The organism is Anabaena sp. CCY 9613, from assembly GCF_963920895.1.
GTDB lineage: Bacteria > Cyanobacteriota > Cyanobacteriia > Cyanobacteriales > Nostocaceae > Cyanocohniella.
Genome location: NZ_CAWUDE010000018.1, coordinates 84,651 through 104,294 on the forward strand (window position 1 = coordinate 84,651; position 19,644 = coordinate 104,294).

The 19,644-nt window shown below is 42.2% G+C and carries 16 protein-coding genes; 4 read left to right on the top strand and 12 right to left on the bottom strand.

What is annotated here, in order from left to right; genetic code table 11:
• Nucleotides 1–16: 16 nt before the first annotated feature.
• Complete coding sequence (locus ACM0OT_RS19425; protein ID WP_414566044.1) at nt 17–802, bottom strand: HAD family hydrolase; 786 nt, start codon at nt 800–802, stop codon at nt 17–19.
• A 438-nt stretch (nt 803–1,240) separates the two neighbouring features.
• Between ACM0OT_RS19425 and ACM0OT_RS19430 the strand changes: the two genes are divergently transcribed.
• Entirely contained in the window at nt 1,241–2,173 is a 933-nt protein-coding gene (locus ACM0OT_RS19430) for a hypothetical protein (RefSeq protein ID WP_414566045.1), read from the top strand.
• A gap of 80 nt (nt 2,174–2,253) precedes the next feature.
• Here the strand turns inward: ACM0OT_RS19430 and ACM0OT_RS19435 are convergent, their stop codons facing one another.
• The 3 genes from ACM0OT_RS19435 to patD form a co-directional block, all read right to left on the bottom strand.
• Entirely contained in the window at nt 2,254–3,903 is a 1,650-nt protein-coding gene (locus ACM0OT_RS19435) for a dipeptide ABC transporter ATP-binding protein (RefSeq protein WP_414566046.1), read from the bottom strand.
• 107 nt (nt 3,904–4,010) lie between these two features.
• The gene (locus tag ACM0OT_RS19440) at nt 4,011–4,784 is read right to left on the bottom strand and encodes an Rpn family recombination-promoting nuclease/putative transposase (protein ID WP_414566047.1); all 774 of its coding nucleotides are present in this window, start codon (nt 4,782–4,784) and stop codon (nt 4,011–4,013) included.
• Between the two features lie 234 nt (nt 4,785–5,018).
• Nucleotides 5,019–5,366, bottom strand: coding sequence for a heterocyst frequency control protein PatD (gene patD, locus ACM0OT_RS19445; RefSeq protein ID WP_414566048.1), 348 nt, complete (start codon nt 5,364–5,366; stop codon nt 5,019–5,021).
• 289 nt (nt 5,367–5,655) lie between these two features.
• Between patD and ACM0OT_RS19450 the strand changes: the two genes are divergently transcribed.
• A complete protein-coding gene (locus tag ACM0OT_RS19450) occupies nt 5,656–7,926 on the top strand; it encodes a RelA/SpoT family protein (protein WP_414566049.1) in 2,271 nt (756 codons plus the stop codon).
• A gap of 166 nt (nt 7,927–8,092) precedes the next feature.
• Here the strand turns inward: ACM0OT_RS19450 and ACM0OT_RS19455 are convergent, their stop codons facing one another.
• The 8 genes from ACM0OT_RS19455 to ACM0OT_RS19490 form a co-directional block, all read right to left on the bottom strand.
• On the bottom strand, nt 8,093–9,694 hold the full coding sequence (locus ACM0OT_RS19455; protein WP_414566050.1) for a mucoidy inhibitor MuiA family protein: 1,602 nt from the start codon (nt 9,692–9,694) through the stop codon (nt 8,093–8,095).
• 32 nt (nt 9,695–9,726) lie between these two features.
• On the bottom strand, nt 9,727–10,674 hold the full coding sequence (locus tag ACM0OT_RS19460) for a LysR substrate-binding domain-containing protein (protein WP_414545285.1): 948 nt from the start codon (nt 10,672–10,674) through the stop codon (nt 9,727–9,729).
• A gap of 276 nt (nt 10,675–10,950) precedes the next feature.
• Complete coding sequence (locus tag ACM0OT_RS19465) at nt 10,951–11,745, bottom strand: BMC domain-containing protein (protein WP_414566051.1); 795 nt, start codon at nt 11,743–11,745, stop codon at nt 10,951–10,953.
• A gap of 46 nt (nt 11,746–11,791) precedes the next feature.
• Entirely contained in the window at nt 11,792–12,550 is a 759-nt protein-coding gene (locus ACM0OT_RS19470; RefSeq protein WP_414566052.1) for a transferase, read from the bottom strand.
• Between the two features lie 94 nt (nt 12,551–12,644).
• Entirely contained in the window at nt 12,645–14,312 is a 1,668-nt protein-coding gene (locus ACM0OT_RS19475) for a ribulose bisphosphate carboxylase small subunit (protein WP_414566053.1), read from the bottom strand.
• Nucleotides 14,313–14,377: 65 nt separating this feature from the next.
• Complete coding sequence (locus ACM0OT_RS19480) at nt 14,378–14,680, bottom strand: EutN/CcmL family microcompartment protein (RefSeq protein WP_414566054.1); 303 nt, start codon at nt 14,678–14,680, stop codon at nt 14,378–14,380.
• Nucleotides 14,681–14,686: 6 nt separating this feature from the next.
• Nucleotides 14,687–15,031, bottom strand: a complete 345-nt coding sequence (locus ACM0OT_RS19485; RefSeq protein WP_039748664.1) for a carbon dioxide-concentrating mechanism protein CcmK — start codon at nt 15,029–15,031, stop codon at nt 14,687–14,689.
• A gap of 90 nt (nt 15,032–15,121) precedes the next feature.
• Entirely contained in the window at nt 15,122–15,430 is a 309-nt protein-coding gene (locus ACM0OT_RS19490) for a carbon dioxide-concentrating mechanism protein CcmK (protein ID WP_006194885.1), read from the bottom strand.
• Between the two features lie 659 nt (nt 15,431–16,089).
• On the opposite strand from ACM0OT_RS19490, the gene ACM0OT_RS19495 reads away from it, so the two are divergent.
• On the top strand, nt 16,090–17,946 hold the full coding sequence (locus tag ACM0OT_RS19495; protein ID WP_414566055.1) for an NAD(P)H-quinone oxidoreductase subunit F: 1,857 nt from the start codon (nt 16,090–16,092) through the stop codon (nt 17,944–17,946).
• A gap of 148 nt (nt 17,947–18,094) precedes the next feature.
• Nucleotides 18,095–19,606, top strand: a complete 1,512-nt coding sequence (locus tag ACM0OT_RS19500; protein WP_414566056.1) for an NADH-quinone oxidoreductase subunit M — start codon at nt 18,095–18,097, stop codon at nt 19,604–19,606.
• The last annotated feature ends 38 nt before the right edge of the window (nt 19,607–19,644 follow it).

Genomic DNA, 19,644 nt, shown 5'->3' on the forward strand with positions numbered 1-19,644 from the left:
GAACTAGCTAATGTAATTACAGACACCCAGAGAAATTTTTAGCAAACTCAGACAGAGATAATACTTGAATTCGCGGATCATCTTGGGCTGCCTTTCTTTCTGTGTGGGTATTATAGCCCCAGTCTGCCAAGAAGAGTTTCACATTATCGAGGTCTGTTTGCTGTTGGACTAAATGTAATGTCTTGAGTCTGTCTTCTATAAACCATACACTAACTGGTTTTTTCTCTGCCGCCTGAATTAATTCGCGTAGAATTTCGTATTTAGGACGCTTGACTTCTTTGCCAAAAATAGATGTTGGCGGTAGATTTAACCCTTCTCTGTGCAACAATTGTTGGACAAAGCGCCCTTCTTTGGTGGTGATAATGTACAACTTGACTTCACTAGCCAGCATCACTCTAATTTTTTCAATCACCCCTGGATAAAATCGATGCAGACTTAGCCAACCATTTAAATCTGTAGTAATCCATTCATCCCGCAGATTATCGAGTTTTGCACCGACTTCTTTTGCCATTAAGTTGTGGTCTAACAAAATTTGGAGGGTTATGTTTACCCATTCCCGCAGGATTTTTTCCTCAGGAATTTCATCTACCAAAGCCTTGATTAAAATTGGCATTTCCCAACCTGTTTCAATCACAGGTCTGAGACGATAAAATCTCAAAGCTAAATCATCAGGTGGTGTATTGTTAGCAGGCGACCAAATTTGACAGTAGGTGCGCCACGCCACTTCAAAATATTCAATTAATCCATCGCAAATTACTCCATCAAAGTCTAGGGCTAGAATTGTGGGACTACTGGTGGTCATCGTCTTGAGGAATAAACTGCTGTTGTCAGATTAGCTGACAAATCCCAATTATGGAGTAATTTTTGTGAGGATTTCATAATTTATCATAGCGATGGCAGTAGGCGTTGGCAGAAGCGGTATCAGTGTTTTGATCTTAAATATTGCAGCTAGTACCGCAAGGTGGAAGTCAACAGTCATACTAACGGTATAGTTTTCGCCAGAGTAATGCCCCAAAATGTAGAGTTTTGTGCGTGATAAACATTTTTCAAAACACTATATTAGTATACTTTTTGATATTAAAGAATCATTCAATATAGTTACTGTATTTTGTGACCGTAGCTACCAAATTTAATTTTAATTTCCCACCGGAGAAAGTTTTATTGGCACTAAAGGTAGAGGCAGATTTTATTAGCTGTACATAGAATCAAGATAACCGTAAATATTTATTTATCAGATTTTATGTCAAATCATATAGTTAGAAATAATGAAGTTTCTGAAGACCATAGTGATCAAACTTCAACTATAGAATTAGAATTTGCTGTGTTTATTAGTAAGTTCAAAACGGGGATTTGGCTAGTTGGGATTCCATCTTGGATTTTTGGAATAACCGATAGAAGTGTAGATGCATTGGCTGATGGTTATTTATCTGGGGGAGAAATCTTTCAGATGTTTACAACATCCCTGTTTTTTTTAAGTTGGTTGTATTTGAAACCTGAAACTACAGTCAATAATCTGGAAAATAACCACTATTCAGGATGTTTATGCCCAAACCAAGCAAATAAGTTTGCTTTAAAAAGGCGACATATGATTAGCCAGGAGTATATTTTACCTTTTCCCTACCTGTGTCAAATTTATCATCTACTAAACTTAAAACATTTAGAAACTGTTCATGGGTTAAGCTTAAATAATCTAAAAATATTAAATATTAGCCACTTTCAACCAACAAGTATTGGAGGAATCATCAGGTTTCAAACAGTTTTAGATTCTCCAGTCAATGCTCTGAGAATTTGGCGACAACCAATTGTTGAGGTAGATTTAATATTACATACTCCCCATACTATTGAACTGAGTATTCCGGTTTACAATGGCAAAAGAATAGTTGTGATATTTCAAGCCTTCCCTTTAACAGAGAAGGAGCATCAATTATTTATAGATATTTACAGTGATCTAGATTGGCCTAAACCATTACTGCAAATACTCTTACATTTTGCTTCTTGTTTGACACTTTTTGAAGATTTACCCTATCTACGCAACTTGGCTGAAGTAAATATTGAGCGTTTATTTAAATTAAGTAAATTTTCTAATAATGCTAATACTTTACTCTTTAAAAGATTTGTAGAGTTATATGGGACAAGTGATGCAACAACGAAATTAATTGAAGGAAATCATTAATATTAGAGGTTAGAGGTTAGAGAAAAATTTACTTTATTTCCCTTATCCTCCTAATCTCTAATATTTGTCAGTCACTGAGTTTAAGCGCGTGCTAGTAAGGGGGCGGCTGCTAGTAAAGTTTTTGTATAGGAGTGTTGAGGATTGGCAAAAATCTCCTTAGTCGGGCCTGTTTCCACAATTTTGCCGCTGTTCATCACCGCAATGCGATCGCACAAAAATCTAGCTAACCATAAATCATGAGTAATAAATAAATAAGTTAGTTCAAATTCTGTTTTTAATGCCAACATTAAATCTAATACTTGCGACTGGACGCTAGCATCTAACATACTCACAGGCTCATCACAAATCAATAATTTGGGACGAGTAATTAAAGCCCGGGCGATGGCTACTCTTTGCTGCTGTCCTCCAGATAAATCTGATGGGTAACGCTGATAATATAGTTCTGGAGGTGTTAATCCGACTTTCTCCAACATCCACAAAACCTGTTCCTTGGCTTTCTCTGCATTAGCAAGATGATGAATAAATAATGGATCAGCTATACTTTGTCCCACCGTCATCGCTGGATTCAGACAAGCATGGGGGTCTTGAAAGATCATTTGCATTTGTCGGCGTGAGGAACGAATTGCTGGACGCGTCAGGGTTGTTAAATCTTGTCCTAAAAATTCAACTTTGCCAGATGTCGGACGAATAAGTTGCAATATTGTCCGAGACAAGGTGCTTTTACCGCAACCAGACTCACCCACTAAGCCAAAAATTTCCCCCTGATACAGTTTCAGGTTAATTCCATCGACAGCTTTAATTGTTTGTCCTGACCCTTGCAATAATCGTTCTACAAAATTCGGTTCTATTGTGTAGTGTTGCTTTAATTCCGTCACCGTTAATATTGGTTTAGCAACTCCCTCACTTCCAACTACCAACTCCTCACTCCCCTCATCCACTGCTTGAATATGCAAAGCTGCTTTTAATAGCGATCGCGTATATTCATGTTGGGGTTGTTTAAATACAGATTCGGTAGCACCCATTTCTACCATTTTGCCGTTATACATCACACCGATGCGATCGCAATACTCGCCCACCATTGCCAAATCGTGAGAAATCAACAGCAGCGCCATGTTTTCCTCGCTGCATAGTCGCGTTAATTCTTGTAAAATCTGCGCGGAGACGGTGACATCTAAACTGGTGGTGGGTTCATCAGCCACAATTAACTTGGGATTGAGAAGCAAAGCCAAGGCGATGGCTACCCGTTGTCGCATTCCCCCGCTAAACTCATGGGGATACTGAGACCAACGATTTTCGGGAATATTGACTTTTGCTAAAGTGGCGATGGCTTTTACTTTGGCTTCCCGTTTGGATAATTCCGGTGCATGTGCTTGCAATGTTTCAATGCAGTGGTCACCAATGGTCATTAATGGATCAAGCCGTGTCATGGGATCTTGAAAAATCAAGGCCACTGCTTCACCCCGAAATTTCCGCATCGCTTGGGGTGCTAAATCAAACACAGACTGTCCTTGAAATGTTACCCGTCCTGTAACTCGACTAGACGAGGGTAACAAGCGCATCGCAGCCCTTCCTAGAGTGGATTTACCACAGCCAGATTCCCCCACCAATCCCATTCTTTCACCGCGTTGTAAGGTAAAAGACACATCATCAATTGCCCAGTTTATTGCTTCTTCATCGTGTTGAGGATAAGCAACGCGTAAATTTTCGATACAAAATAAGGCTTCACTCATAGTTAGCTATCAGCCCTGAGCCACCATCTGGGATAATTTTAAATCTAAGCTAGTGTATCAGATTTACAAAAGTGGGCGCATATTTCTGGGGCGATCGCAGATTCATCTTACAAAGCCTTTCTGATGACCTCAGTATCCAGTTCTAATAATTCCGCTATCTCCTGAATACTGAGTCCCCTTTGCACTAGCTTAGGTAAAATCTTTAATTTAGTTTCTAGTTCGCCTTCTGCTTTAGCTTCTTGATAAACTTTAGTATCTTTCAGTAAGTTTAGATTTAGCATGGCTTCTACTTCCTCACGGCTTAAATTAGGAAACTTGTAGACGATGATAGTCTCTATAAATTCTATAACTTTTCTTTGGCTAAGAGGATCAGGCAACTCTTCTTGGACTTGATCAATCAGTGTTTTGGCGAATTCTCCGGCTTTGTTTTCATTTTCTACAATCAAGCGGACAATTCCTAATCCTAGAGAATCATTTGGGACATTTTCTAGTTCATCTAAATAAAAGCGGCGTAAATGTGGTTCCAATAAGGAACGATAACGTAGGGGATAGTTACGTTCATTGCTGCGTTTATCATAGATAACTATTGCCAACCAGTCAGGGTTGGGTGGCTGATATTGGGTGAAGTAAAGGAAAATACTGGTAAACAGTCGGTCATAAAATTCTTCATCTTTGTAAAATTGAATTTCCACAAAGTAAAGCGGTTGATTGGGAAACTCCACCAATGGAGAAAATACTCCATCTAAGCGAAAGCTTGTTTGTTTAATTTCTGGTGCAGTAAAGCTATAAATATCGGTGTTAGTTTCAGGTTCACCAATAATTTCAAAAAAAATATGCGGAAATTCCTGAAATATTTCGTAAAAAATCGCATCTGTTTTCATGATTACTTCTTCTAAGTATTTCAAAGTAATCTTGGCATGGAGTGTTTACCAAACTACATCATTTAAATTAAAAATAAGTAAAAATTATCCTAATGAAAAGTTTTTTAAATCAATCAAGCAGCCCCCTACTCCCCACTTTTACTGATTTGCAACTTGTTACCAAAATAACTGTCAATTGCCAGTTAAAAGTGAGATGATGTAATCACCAGAGTAAAAGGTGAATAATTGTTAAGTTTACTCCGCCCCTTCTTGTTGGAGAATAGCTTCACAGTATTGGATGAGAGTTGTCAGGCGATCGCCTATTGTCTGCAATCGTCCTTGAGCTGTCGATACTTGGCGCGATCCTTGAAAAAACATGACATCAATTTCCAACAACCGCAGCTGCTTGCTGATTTCCGTCCGATAAGACTGTACTCGTGAATTACTGTCAGCTAAAGGCACAATCTGCTGCTGAAATACTTGCTGCAAAACAGATACACCCTTTCGCAGATCTGGAACATTTACTTGGGGATCGCTGATATTGCAGCGGAGTTGCTCGAGCAAAGTTGCCAGTTCCTGATATTTTTCCCGATTTGAAGACATCCTGTGCTAGTTAAGATAGTATTAATGTCAAGAAAATTTTCTTTTAAAATTCACTTTCTCAGCTTCTATTAAAACCATTAGCCTCAAAGCATGACTTGAGGCTTTATTTGCAATCAATGGATTCTCCGCCTTATGATTCTTTCACCCCGTTTTGAATCAACTACCACAGGCAATCTGAGAATCATTCTTATTTTTTTCTCCTTTTTGCACACAGCATCTAATGACCACGGTGCTTTTTAGTAACTCTATACTCTCTCTTTATCTACCGATCACCTCTAGTCCCTATTATATGAGCAGCATACTTATCAATTCCACAACCGATCTCGCCCTACCAGAATGGCTCCAGAAATGCTTGAGAGAGTCGTCAGCTCATCGGGGCGATACAGAAGATGACCGCAGGTATAGTGATGCAGTATTGATTGGGAAGGCATTTGAATTTGCCTATCAACTGCACGAAGGTCAGTACCGCAAATCGGGAGAACTGTATATTAGCCATCCTGTTGCTGTAGCTGGATTGCTGCGAGATTTGGGAGGCAGTCCTGCCATGATAGCAGCTGGATTTCTTCATGATGTAGTTGAAGATACAGATGTCACAATTGACGAAATAGGAGAGCGCTTTGGCCCAGAAGTACAGCAATTGGTAGAAGGTGTTACCAAGCTTTCTAAAATTAATTTCAAAAGCAAAACTGAAAGCCAAGCGGAAAACTTCCGGCGGATGTTTTTGGCAATGGCGCAGGATATTCGGGTAATTGTAGTGAAATTGGCAGACCGTTTGCATAATATGCGAACTTTACAATACATGTCCGAGTCCAGCCGTCGTCGTAGCGCCCAAGAAACCCGTGATATTTTTGCCCCTTTAGCAAATCGCTTGGGGATCGGGCGGATGAAATGGGAATTGGAAGATTTGTCTTTTAAATATCTGGAACCCGAAGCCTTCCGTGAAATTCAAGATCATGTTTCCGAAAAACGGGCGGCGCGGGAAGAAAAATTGGCTAAAGCTACAGATATGTTGCGACAGCGTTTGCAGCAAGCGGGTATTCACTGCCATGAGATCAGTGGCCGTCCCAAGCACCTTTATAGCATTTATCAAAAAATGCAAAGGCAGCAAAAAGAATTTCATGAAATTTACGATTTGGCAGCTTTGCGAATTATTGTCCAGACTAATGAGGAGTGCTATCGTGCCTTGGCAGTAGTCCATGATGCTTTTCGCCCAATTCCCGGTAGATTTAAAGACTACATTGGATTGCCCAAGCCTAACCGATACCAATCTTTGCACACTGGCGTTATCGGACTGAGTGGTCGTCCTTTGGAAATCCAAATTCGCACTGTAGAAATGCATCATATTGCCGAATATGGGATTGCAGCCCATTGGAAGTATAAAGAAACAGGCGGTTCCGTTAACCAATTTACAACCGCAGACGAGAAGTTTACTTGGTTACGGCAACTGCTGGAATGGCAAAGTGATCTCAAAGACGCCCAAGAATATCTTGATAGCGTCAAGGATAATCTATTTGAAGATGATGTCTATGTCTTCACCCCTAAGGGGGATGTTATACCTTTAAGCCCTGGTTCTACCTGTATAGATTTTGCTTATCACATTCACACAGAAGTAGGAAATCATTGTGCCGGGGCAGTAGTGAACGATCGCATGGTACCCTTATCAACACGCCTCAATAATGGTGATATTGTCAAGATTATCACCCAAAAGAATAGCCATCCCAGCTTAGATTGGTTGAACTTTGTCAGGACTTCAGCCGCCAAGTATCGCATTAAGCAATGGTACAAGCGATCGCGCCGTGATGAAAATGTCGCGCGAGGACGGGACTTGTTAGAAAAGGAACTGGGTAAAACAGGTTTTGATAACTTGCTAAAATCAGACGCCATGCAAACCGTGGCAGAAAAGTGTAATTACCATAGTGCAGAAGATTTACTAGCAGGTTTGGGTTACGGTGAAATTACCCTCAACCTAGCGCTAAATCGCTGGCGAGAAGTAGCCAAAGGACAACAACCTGCTAACGTTGTCCCTTTATTTCCCGGTAAAGAACTACCGACTACATCAAAAACTGTCCGTGATGCGCCTCCCAGTAGCACACGTTCTTGTGATTCGCCAATTATTGGTGTAGAAGGTTTGGTTTATCATCTAGCTGGGTGTTGTACCCCCATTCCTGGTGAACCGATCATGGGCGTGGTGACGCGGGGTAGGGGAATTTCAGTCCATCGTCAAGGATGTAATAATTTAGAGCATGTAGAATATGAGCGTGTAGTCCCACTAAGCTGGAATTCGGCAATTGAACACAGCAGTCGTCCCCAGACATATCCGATAAATGTGCAAATCGAAGCCCTTGACCGTGTAGGGGTATTAAAGGATATTTTGTCAAGATTAAGTGACCAAGGAATTAACGTGCGTCATGCACAGGTGAAAACTGCTATTGGTCAACCAGCGTTGATAGATTTAGGCATAGATATCCGCGATCGCGCTCAATTAGAACAAGTGTTTACTCAAATCAAGAAAATGAGCGATATCTTAAATATTCGTCGCCTGGGGCAAATTGACGAATAGCAGAGCTAAAAATGCTAACTTGTAAAATCCCCTCTCTAACGAGACGCTGATGCGAGCGATCGCATTGAGTCAGGGGAGGTCAGATATATTTGCCAGTTTCCAGAGCCATAAGCCTAACGGCATAGCTACGCTTACCGCGCAGCGTGCGTTTTACGCAATGGCTGATCTAAATATCCAAACCCACAACTGTTAACTCTGGTGGATGTTCAACTGAGAATTGATAAACGATCTCTCTTGTTCCTGTGGCGGGAATAGTTAACTCCCATGCTAATAGCCCCATTTCTCCTAATGTAATTTGTGGGCTACTACGAGTGAGGCGGACTTTAATTTGTTCGTTACGACTAACTGGCAATTGTTCGGTTAATTTGAAATTTATTTCTTGGTTAATCAAGTTAGTCATCATCAACCGATAACCATAAGTAGTCCGGCGTTGATTACTAATTAATCTTTTGTCTACCTGACGCTCAATTAACTCACGCTCAATTTTCAGACTTTCGTCAATGCCTAAATTAAGTTGAAATTCCTGTCCTGGTGCAATATTACTTAACTCAGTTGTACCGACAAAAACATCGTCGCGGAAAATATTTGCTTTACCTGGTAACAGCGTCGCCCCGTCGGGACTATTTTTCACATTAGCTTGTAAATACGCAAAACTCACCAAGCGTGGTATGGCTACATAATTAAAACTACAAGAATAATCGTCTTGGAAAATCGTTGTTTTGTGAGGTGAGCCATCACTAGGAATGTTACCACCGCCATTGAGTTGAAAAGTAACTACACTGCCTTTTCGGGAAACTTCACTGACAACGGTTTCTGCGGGGATGAAACTTGCTTCGGGAATAGCATCTTGTTCTGACCAATTGGCATTCGGTGCAGGCTCAGACATGACACGCGCAGCTAATGTTCGCGCCATTGGTTGGCTTAGGGTGTCAATATACCAAGGTTGTAGTTGGGGCGGTAGTGTACCTAATCCCGGTTTGGCGGTGGAAAGGCTCAAAGCTACGTCAGTCCAATCTTCGCCGGTGCTTTGGGTGACTTCTGCCAGGTAGCTCAAATACACAATATTGCTGGTACTATTCACCCGCAAGTCATAAAGGGGAGTCCAGTTAGCACGCTGAACGATGTAAGACATCTCTAGCTCAAACTCACCGCCTCCAGCAGATGCAATTGCTATTACCAAACTCAAACTTTCTTGGGTGTGGGGTGTTTGAATTTTTGGCAACGAGGCGCGGAGTACCTGTAATTGCTGATCTAATTGTTGCTGTTGAGTTTTGCATTCTCCCGAGGCGATGGCATATTCGCTGTACTGACTTCCTAAAAAGTTGAGGAAATCTAATGTTTCGCTGAGGCTGAGGTTTCTTCTGGCTAAACTCTGGGCAAAAGGTTCTTCTATTTTCTCACGTAAGCCAGCCATGAAACTAGATTGCAAGGCTAAAGCATCTATTTGCGCTTGTAGGTGGCGTTTTTCTGTTTCTAACTGCTGAATTTGCCTGGTTAACTGTGCCCCTCGTTCAGCCACTGGTTCAGTAGTGTAGATGCTTTTGCTGCTCACTCCCAGCAATTGCACCCCTACCGTACCTTTACCGCTAACCCTGACGGATTCAGTTTCTAAGGTCATCGGTAATGAAGTAATGACTAATTCCCGTTCTTGTCCTGTTAAGGACACCATACCCCTTCTTGTAACTAGGGCTTTGTCGCTATAAACGGTCACAGCTACAATCTGGGTGTGTACGGCTGTTGCCAAAGCAGGTGTTTCCGGGTTAACCACTACTATATTTCCTATATTTTCAGAACAAAATTTCAGATTTCATCCTTGATATCCTCAAGTTTACTGTAAGTAGAAAACCCAGTTTCCTCGGCAAACTTCTTGGCCGCATCGAGTAGATACGCGTAATAAGTACGAGCAACGATAGATAACTGTTTCCCCGCTGGATGCACCATAAACCACGTGCGCTTAATGGGAAAATGTTCTACATCCAAAATGCTGAACTCCGAAGAGTCTGGCATTAAAGTATGACGAGATAAAATAGAAATTCCCAAACCTCCGGCGATCGCTTGTTTGATGGCTTCGTTACTCCCCAACTCCAGTTTAACTTTTACCTTCACCCCATGTTCGTCTAGCAGTTGTTGCACAGAGCGGCGAGTTCCTGAACCTGGTTCCCGCATAATAAAAGGTTCATTCGTCAGGCGTTGAATGGGAATATTTTTCTCTTTGGCTAGGGGATGATTAACAGGCGCAAACACCACTAAAGGGTTATCTAAAAATGGCTCATAATTAATATCAAGATGTTCTGGGACTTGGCTCATGATATACAAGTCATCCATGTTATTCACCATCCGTTCCAAAATGCGTTCATGGTTAGTGACTTGTAGGGAAATCTCAATTCCTGGGTAAAGTTGACAAAATGGCCCTAATAAACGTGGAACAAAATATTTAGCTGTAGTAATTACCGCTAAACGTAATTGCCCTTGTTTTAACCCTTTTAAATCTGCCACAGTCATTTCAAACTGGGCAATAGTTTCAAAAATCTGCCGACAAGTAGCAAATAATTCTCGTCCGGCTTCTGTGAGAAACAGGCGTTTACCCACTTGTTCAAATAATGGCAACCCTACCGATTTTGTCAGTTGTTTAATCTGCATAGAAACGGTGGGTTGGGTGAGAAATAATTCTTCAGCTGCACGCGTAAAGCTACTATGCCGTGCCGCCGCTTCAAATACTTTTAACTGGTGTAGCGTCGCCTGATTCAAGAGTGATTCTCCTCTAAATAGCGATTTAACGATATAACTCTAGTATCACTGAACACCTGCACCTGATACTGAATTGCTCATACAAAGTTTTGACATTTATGATAGACGAAACTCTATTAACGCTATTAAAAGAAAGTTATTTTATTTATGGTAATGGCAAGTTATCATCAAAATAACAAGCAAAGCGTAAGATGCCTTCCAGCCAAATGATGAATGTTGAAGGGTTAAAGATGAAAGAGAATTGCCGTCAATTGCTCATTCATTCTTTGCAATTCATCATTCATCGTTCCATAATTCTTCTGGAACTTTTGCAGGGATATTGGCTAAATCTGGCAACTGTAAAACTTCTATTTCGGCTACCTGTTCTCTTTCTCTAATATTTACAGGGATATTTAATGGTTGTTGTTGTTCAATCCAGCAACTTGCTAAAGGTAAGGTTTGCTCCATGTCATCAAGTGGTCGAGGAATCACCATAACTGCGTTCAATTCCCCAATGCGTTCTGCCTCGAACATCCCTGCTTCCACTGCTACAGCCACATTGGCCACGGTACCGCGAATAATGGCTGTACACAAACCCGCCCCAATTTTTTCATAAGCTGCTAAATGAACTTCAGCAGATTTCAACATGGCATCACAAGCACCTACCATGGCCGGAAATCCCCGTGTTTCCACCAAACCTATAGCTAAGTTACTTAAGCTGCTGGAATTACCTTCCTCCATCAATTTAGTGAAGCGAGTAGTAATTGGTAATACTATTTCCAGGTTAGGGTAAGGACGGGGAATCACCAAGCTAGAAACTAATTGACCAAATTGTTCAGCAGTTTGGACACCAGCTTCCACAGCGAGGCGGACATCCGCAATTCCTCCCCTGACAATTGCTGTACATTGACCACTACCAATTTTTTCGTACCCAATTAAATGTACACCAGACGATTTCAGCATCATATCAGCTGTACCAACTATGGCCGGAAAGCTGCTGGTAGATACTAAGCCCAAAGCAGTATCCTTCATGCTATCTCGACGCCGAGATGCCTGAATGGTGCTAAGAGAATGTTGATTAGAGGTTTCCATGTGAATTCTCCAGGATCTCACGAAACTGACAACTTACAATTAACACTTACTCAGACTGATCGTCAGATATTGGATCTTTTAAGGGTTGCCTATGGGGAAACAAAGTGACTAATAATCTGTTAACACTACCTTGCCCATAAATTTGATTACCGAAAATGTGAGCAGATTCAGTAGGAGGCTGACTCGGTGTTAATTCCTGGGAGGTAGAGTTAGTAGCGTTGGTATTTTCATCGACAGGTGCAGGCTGGCTTTCTGATGTGGGCGAAGACTTAGCAGAGGAAGTTGACTTGTGTTTGAATTGCCAGAAAGCCGATGCTGAGATTTTTGTTGAGGAAGTTACTTTTTCCTCATCTGCTTTTACATTATTTTGCTCTGGCTGACTATTTTCCTCTTCATGACTGGTGATAGCAGCATGATTTGTGGATGGTTCCAGTTGTTCTGTTTGCTCAATTCGCCGACTGTTATCCCCCAAAACTGAACCAGGTGGAATTACTACTCCAGGTTCAATAGAACAGTTAAAAACTGTCGTCGCTGAACCGACACAAGCATTGGCACCAATTTTGCCTTTGCCAACCATCAAAAAACCGGCTCCCAAGTTTGCTCCTGCTTCTACCTCTAGGGTTCCTTCACTCACTTGGAGAATTGACCCCATACCAATACAGACCCCAGGGCCGATAATGATTTTGCTGTTAACAGCCGCTTGGAGTATTACTCCGGGCGCAAGTACTGCACTCGGATGAATAGTCACCTCGCCACTAATGTAAGAGTCAAAGTTATTGCTGAGGCGCAGTGGCGGCACAGACATGGAAATTTTAACCTCAGAAGCCGGAAAAATTTGATTGGTGATTAGTGAGTGGCGAGTGGTGAAATAAAAAGTCCTTACTCCCTACTCCCCTTTGTTATGGACGTTGGATAATTGTTTCCAATACCCGGCGCTTGGCTGTGGCGTCAATCCCAATCAAGCGCACATACTCGCCTGGATATTCAGCCAAGTAACCTTCTAAAGCATCAATTACGCCTCTGTCGGATCTGGCTTCAATGTGACCACAACTAGCCCAAGAACCTGTACGGAAACGTCTTTGGTCTACATGTTCAGCGCTTACTTTGTATCCACCAGCCAATAATTGCCGTACTTGGTCAACGACTTCAGAACCTAATCTAGTGCTGGTAGCAGTGGCAGTACTTGTACCACCACCAGTTGTCCCAGTAAAAGATTTCTTAGTGCTAGATGGAGCTACTTGACCGTGAGGTCTTTGGATAATACTTTCTAAAACCCGGCGTTTAGCTTTGGCATCAATGCCAATCAAGCGTACGTATTCGCCTTGATGGTTTTCTATACATTCTTCCAATGCGGATATCACATCATTGGCGGAAGTGGATTCAATAGGCTTACAGCTCTTCCATGAACCTGTACGGAAACGCCGCTCATCTACGTGTTCTGTACCAATTTTGTAACCGCTTGATAGCAAATTACGAACTTGGTTTATGGTTTCACTACTTAGTGCGCCACTGCTGGCAAAGTGACCATTGCCATTACTCTTGTAACTACTATTACCATTGCTATGACTAGTAGCTTGTGGAAAGCTGCTAAATTTAATCGCACTAACAATACCATCGGGGCGTTGAATAATGGTTTCTAACACGCGCCGTCTACCACTATCAATGCCAAACAGCCGGACATATTCGCCGCTATGATCTCTTAGACAACTTTCGAGAGTTGCGATCGCTTCACCCATTGATCCAGGTTGAATGGGTTGACAACTTTGCCAACAACCAGTACGGAAACGTCTTTCATCTACGTGTTCTGTACCGATCTTATACCCTTGATCTAAAAGATAGCGTACCTGTTCTATGATTTCTGCACCCAAGCTATTGCTCGACACTTCACTACTCCTTTCTAGCTCTAAAACAGTAATACCAGTATTTGTATAAGATTTAGCAGCAATCTCATCCTGAATGAGTGCAATACATTTACTATCCGCAGCACACAGATAACCAGTTCTTAAGGACTGATTAATCCCAACCACATGATGAGCGAACTGCTGATCTGCCACTTCCGCATTTGGCAAACGGTCAGCCTGCTGCTGGCTAGTAATTACCGCGCCTGAAGGAACATACTTACCGGGAGGAATTTCTACATCTTGAATTAAAGCGTGCATCATGACGACGCAACCTGCACCGATTCTGGCGTTAAATACTGTAGAGCGAAAGCCAATGAAGGAATCGTCCCCTACATAAGCCGGCCCATGAATCAGTGCCATGTGGGTAATCGAGGCATTTTTGCCAATCCATACCGAGTATTGATTTTGGTCATCGCCAATTACTCGGCCTTGATCCAATCCATGAATTACTACACCATCTTGAATATTAGTATTTTCACTAATAACAAAAGGTGTACCTTCATCCGCTCTAATCGAGGTTCCTGGAGCAATGATTACATTTGCGCCTATCCGGACATCTCCAATGATGTTGGCAACCGGATGTACAAATGCGCTTTCATGAATTTTTGGCTTGGCTAAATTCCTCGACCACGGGGTTGGGGGCGCCGCCGTGCTGCGGACTACCATCGCGAGATTCCTCCTGAATTAAGCTTTTTGTCATTAGTCTTTTATCATTGACCTCAAACTAATGACTATCGATATTGATCTTTTTTGCTGTAAATGAGGCGATTTTCCACATTAATGGTATCAATAATCGCCACTACTGCTGCATCTAAAGGACGCTGTTCATTACCCAGCACTTGACGAGCGGCACTGCCACGCGTTACAAGCACCCATTCATCTACTCCTGCACCCACAGTATCTGCGGCTACTTCGTAGGTTGGTAGCACATTTCCTTCTTCATCTACTAATTGCAACAACAGTAGTTTGACACCTCGAAGACTTGGATCTTTTTGTGTGCCCACTACTGTGCCACGCACTTTGGCAATTTGCATTACAAATTATGGTCTTCTGCCGAAGGGACGAATCGCGTTCACGTTTTCCCGGAATTGCTCTACATCTTCGGTATAACGAATTGGCAGGACGTATTCCAGGTTTTCATGGGGACGAGCAATAATGTGTGTAGACAACACTTGTCCACCATTTACTCGTTTCACGGATTCTACTCCTGCCCCTACAGACGCTTGGACTTCGGACACGTCACCCCGAACGATGACGGTTACCCGACCACTACCAATTTTTTCATAGCCTACCAACGTGACGCGAGCAGCTTTCACCATTGCGTCAGCGGCTTCCACGACGGCCGGAAAGCCTAGCGTTTCTACCATTCCCACTGCGATTGACATTAGTTTTCATCCTGAATTAAAGTTTTGAAATTTAGAAAAAAGGGCGCTCCAGCAGCTAACCCCATTCCTTTCTTTAGTTTTAATCAGCTTTTAAGTGCGGAACTGTTCCACGGCCTCAGTGTAACGGATCGGCAAGACGTATTCTAGGTTTTCGTGGGGACGGGCAATGATGTGAGTGGACAACACTTCACCACCATTTACTCTTCTGGCCGCTTCAACCCCGGCTGAAACTGAGGCTTGCACCTCAGATACATCTCCCCGCACAATCACGGTGACCCGAGCACTACCAATTTTTTCATATCCTACCAAAGTTACGCGCGCGGCTTTCACCATCGCATCGGCAGCTTCAACTACCGCCGGAAAACCCTTAGTCTCAATCATTCCAACTGCAATTGGCATCGCAGAACTCCTAAAAAATTAATCCAATCAGTACTGTTGTTTGAAATTTTTGATGGGGAAGCCGATCTTGCAGCTACAAAAACACTTCCAAATTAAGCATAGGAAAGCTTGGCGTCCCTGGCAATATAAATTAGTATAATAGTTTATGATAAAATAGTTTTAAAAAACTTAACAAAAATTTATACCGGATTTTGCTCAATCAAAGTTCATCAGTTCTTAGAGCAGCCGCTTATGCTTTATAATTTCTTTATTACATTGACAAAACGACATTCATAGGCACTCCTAACTATGTCTCCTCAGGAAGATCAGATGGCTGTATGATATGCTGTATCTATATTTTTGCAGTTTTACTTTGATAACAAGGACTAGGTAAAAAATACATAATTTTTTTTAATGTATCGTATAAACTTATTTGCTGCAATCAAAAATAAAAATTTATAACTACAGTTGATGTAATAAAAGTAAATGCTTTTAGATATGTAAACTTATATTTAATTATAACCTAATAAGGTAAGCTAAATAAAAAATAAACAGGCAAAATCAAATCAAAAAATAGTTAAAAAAACTATAGTATTTGGGATAAATTATTTTTTTTTGTAAATGATTGTTTTAGGGCTGTTTCAGAAAACATCAAAGGTGAGTCGTCAAGGAAAATTTAAATGAATCAGTTTCTATTTTTAACAAGTTGGTGTGTGCCACTTTATAGCTTAATGGGCGCACTAATAACTTTGCCGTGGGGAATGGGAATCATTCGGCGGACAGGGCCTAGACCGGCGGCATATTTTAACTTGTTGACGACTTTGGTGGGTTTTGTCCATAGCCTGTTGGTATTTAAGCACATCTGGGACAGAGAACCAGAAATTTTAGTGATTAACTGGTTTCAAGCGGCGGATTTTAACTTATCGTTTGCGTTGGAACTGTCCCCAGTCAGTATCGGGGCAATAGTCTTAATTACTGGATTAAGCCTGTTAGCACAAATTTATGCCTTGGGATACATGGAAAAGGACTGGTCATTAGCGCGGTTCTTTGCTTTGGTGGGATTTTTTGAAACGGCGCTAACTGGCTTGGCAATTAGTGATTCCTTGTTCCTGAGTTATGCTCTTTTAGAAGTACTCACCCTTTCTACGTACTTACTAGTCGGCTTCTGGTATGCTCAACCGCTAGTAGTGACAGCAGCACGAGATGCCTTTTTAACCAAGCGGGTAGGAGACTTGTTGCTGCTGATGGGGGTAGTTTCACTTTCGACCCTAGCAGGTAGTTTAAACTTTTCGGATTTATACGAATGGGCCCAAACCGCTGATTTAAACCCAGTGACATCGAGTTTGTTAGGTTTGGCATTGATTGCTGGACCGGCTGGTAAATGTGCCCAATTTCCCTTACATCTGTGGCTAGATGAAGCAATGGAAGGGCCTAATCCTGCTTCAGTGATGCGGAATTCACTGGTGGTAGGTGGTGGTGCATATATATTGTATAAACTGCAACCTATATTAGCTTTATCACCAGTTGCGTTAGATACCTTAGTTGTGCTAGGGACATTGACAGCCGTAGGAGCAACATTAGTATCCCTAGCGCAAATTGATATCAAGCGATCGCTGTCTCATTCCACCAGTGCATATATGGGTTTAGTCTTTTTAGCGGTGGGGTTAGAACAAGGTGGTGTCGCCTTAATGCTGTTATTAACTCATGCGATCGCTAAAGCATTATTATTCATGAGTTCTGGTTCAGTGATTTACACCACTAGCACCCAAGACTTAACAGAAATGGGTGGTCTTTGGTCAAGGATGCCAGCTACTACCACAGCCTTTGTCGTGGGTTCTGCGGGCATGGTAACACTGCTACCACTAGGAAGCTTCTGGGCAATGCTGGCATGGGCTGACGGTTTAGTGCATGTGAGTCCTTGGGTCATTGCCGTTTTAGTACTGGTCAACGGCTTGACAGCCTTGAACTTGACGCGGGTATTTAGATTAATATTTTGGGGTAACCCACAACAAAAGACCCGCCGCGCCCCGGAAGTTGGTTGGCAAATGGCATTGCCAATGGTTTCACTGACTGTGGTGAGTTTATTATTACCCTTGATGCTACAGCAATGGTATCTGCTGCCGAATTGGGAAAGCCTGGATTCATACGTATTGTTTGCCCTTCTGGCTTCTACAGTCATAGGTGTAATTATAGGTTCGACAATGTATTTGCATAAAGCCTGGTCGAGATCCAGAATCTTGGCATGGCGATTTATGCAGGACTTGTTGGGTTATGATTTTTACATTGACAGAATATATATGCTGACAATAGTCAACGCAGTAGCACTGTTATCAAGGATATCGGCTTGGAGCGATCGCTATCTAGTTGACGGTCTAGTGAACTTGGTGGGATTCGCCACAATTTTCAGTGGACAAAGTTTAAAATACAGTATTTCTGGTCAGTCCCAAGGGTACATGTTAACCATCCTAGTGGTAATCAGCGTCTTGGGATTTTTCATTAGTTGGTCATTAGGATTATTAGATAAATTACCGTTTTAAAGAGGCTGAAGCAGGTAGCGAGGTCTTAGCCCATGCTGAGTAAGCATTTAGTGACCTCCAAAAATTAAATTACTCAATTTACACAAATAATATTTGTTTTCTTCCCCCTGCTCCCTCCCCCCTCCCCTCCCTTTACCTAGTTCTGTCTATGCTGAGTGCGTTAATTTTGCTGCCATTGTTGGGTGCAGCTTTAATCGGTTTTTGGCCCTCTAACATTAGTGGTCACCTGGCTCGGAGAGTGGCTTTGCTATTTGCCAGTATTACTTTCTTGTGGACAGTTTTATTAGCCATTAAGTTCACGCCGGGAGAAGTTAGCCAACAGTTTAGTGAATTTATTCCCTGGGTAGATTCCTTGGGCTTAAATTACAATTTAGGAATAGATGGCTTATCTTTACCGTTGTTACTTTTAAATGGATTGTTAACCTGCATTGCCATTTACAGCAGCGATTCATCTCTTCAACGTCCGAGGTTTTATTATTCCCTGGTACTACTGTTAAGTGTGGGTGTTACAGGAGCTTTCCTAGCACAGGATTTACTATTATTTTTCCTGTTTTATGAACTAGAACTGATACCTCTGTATTTGTTGATTGCCATTTGGGGTGGTGAAAAACGGGGTTATGCAGCCACGAAATTTCTCATTTATACTGCCTTTTCCGGCATCTTAATTTTGGCAAGTTTCCTGGGTATGGTGTGGCTGAGTGGTTCTCCTAGCTTTTCCTTAGCCACCTTAAATACCACAACTCTGCCTTTGGCAACACAGCTGTTATTGCTAGCAGGAATTTTAGTAGGTTTTGGCATTAAAATTCCCTTGGTGCCCTTTCATACTTGGTTACCCGATGCCCACGTAGAAGCTTCCACACCCATTTCTGTACTTTTGGCTGGGGTGTTGTTGAAGTTGGGTACTTATGGCTTACTGCGATTTGGTATGAACTTATTGCCGGAAGCTTGGGGTTATTTAGCCCCTTGGTTAGCAACTTGGGCTGTAGTCAGTGTACTATTTGGCTCATCCTGTGCGATCGCCCAAACCGATATGAAAAAAATGGTGGCGTACAGTTCCATTGGACACATGGGTTACGTGCTGTTAGCGGCGGCGGCGGCCACACCTTTAAGTACCTTGGGTGCAGTCATGCAAATGATTAGCCACGGCTTGATTTCGGCGCTGCTATTTTTGCTGGTGGGGGTTGTTTACAAAAAAGCTGGTAGCCGTGATTTAGATGTAATTCAAGGACTACTGAACCCAGAACGAGGTTTACCAGTAATTGGTAGCTTAATGGTTTTAGGCGTAATGGCCAGCGCTGGTATCCCCGGAATGGTCGGGTTTATTTCCGAATTTATCGTGTTTCGCGGCAGTTTCCCCGTATTTCCAGTGCAAACATTGTTATCCATGCTGGGGACAGGCTTAACTGCTGTTTACTTCTTAATTTTGATGAATCGGGCCTTTTTTGGCCGGTTGTCAGCACAAGTCACCAACTTACCCCGTGTCTTTTGGAGCGATCGCCTGCCTGCGATGATATTAGCAGTATTGATTGTAATTTACGGCATCCAACCCGCTTGGTTAGTACGTTGGACTGAACCGACAATTACAGCAATGGTGAATACCCAAAATGTTGTGGTTGCGGTGGCGTTGGATAAAGCAAAGGGGCTAGGGGCTAGGGACTAGGTGCTAGGGAGTGGGGACTAGGAAAAAATTTTTCTATA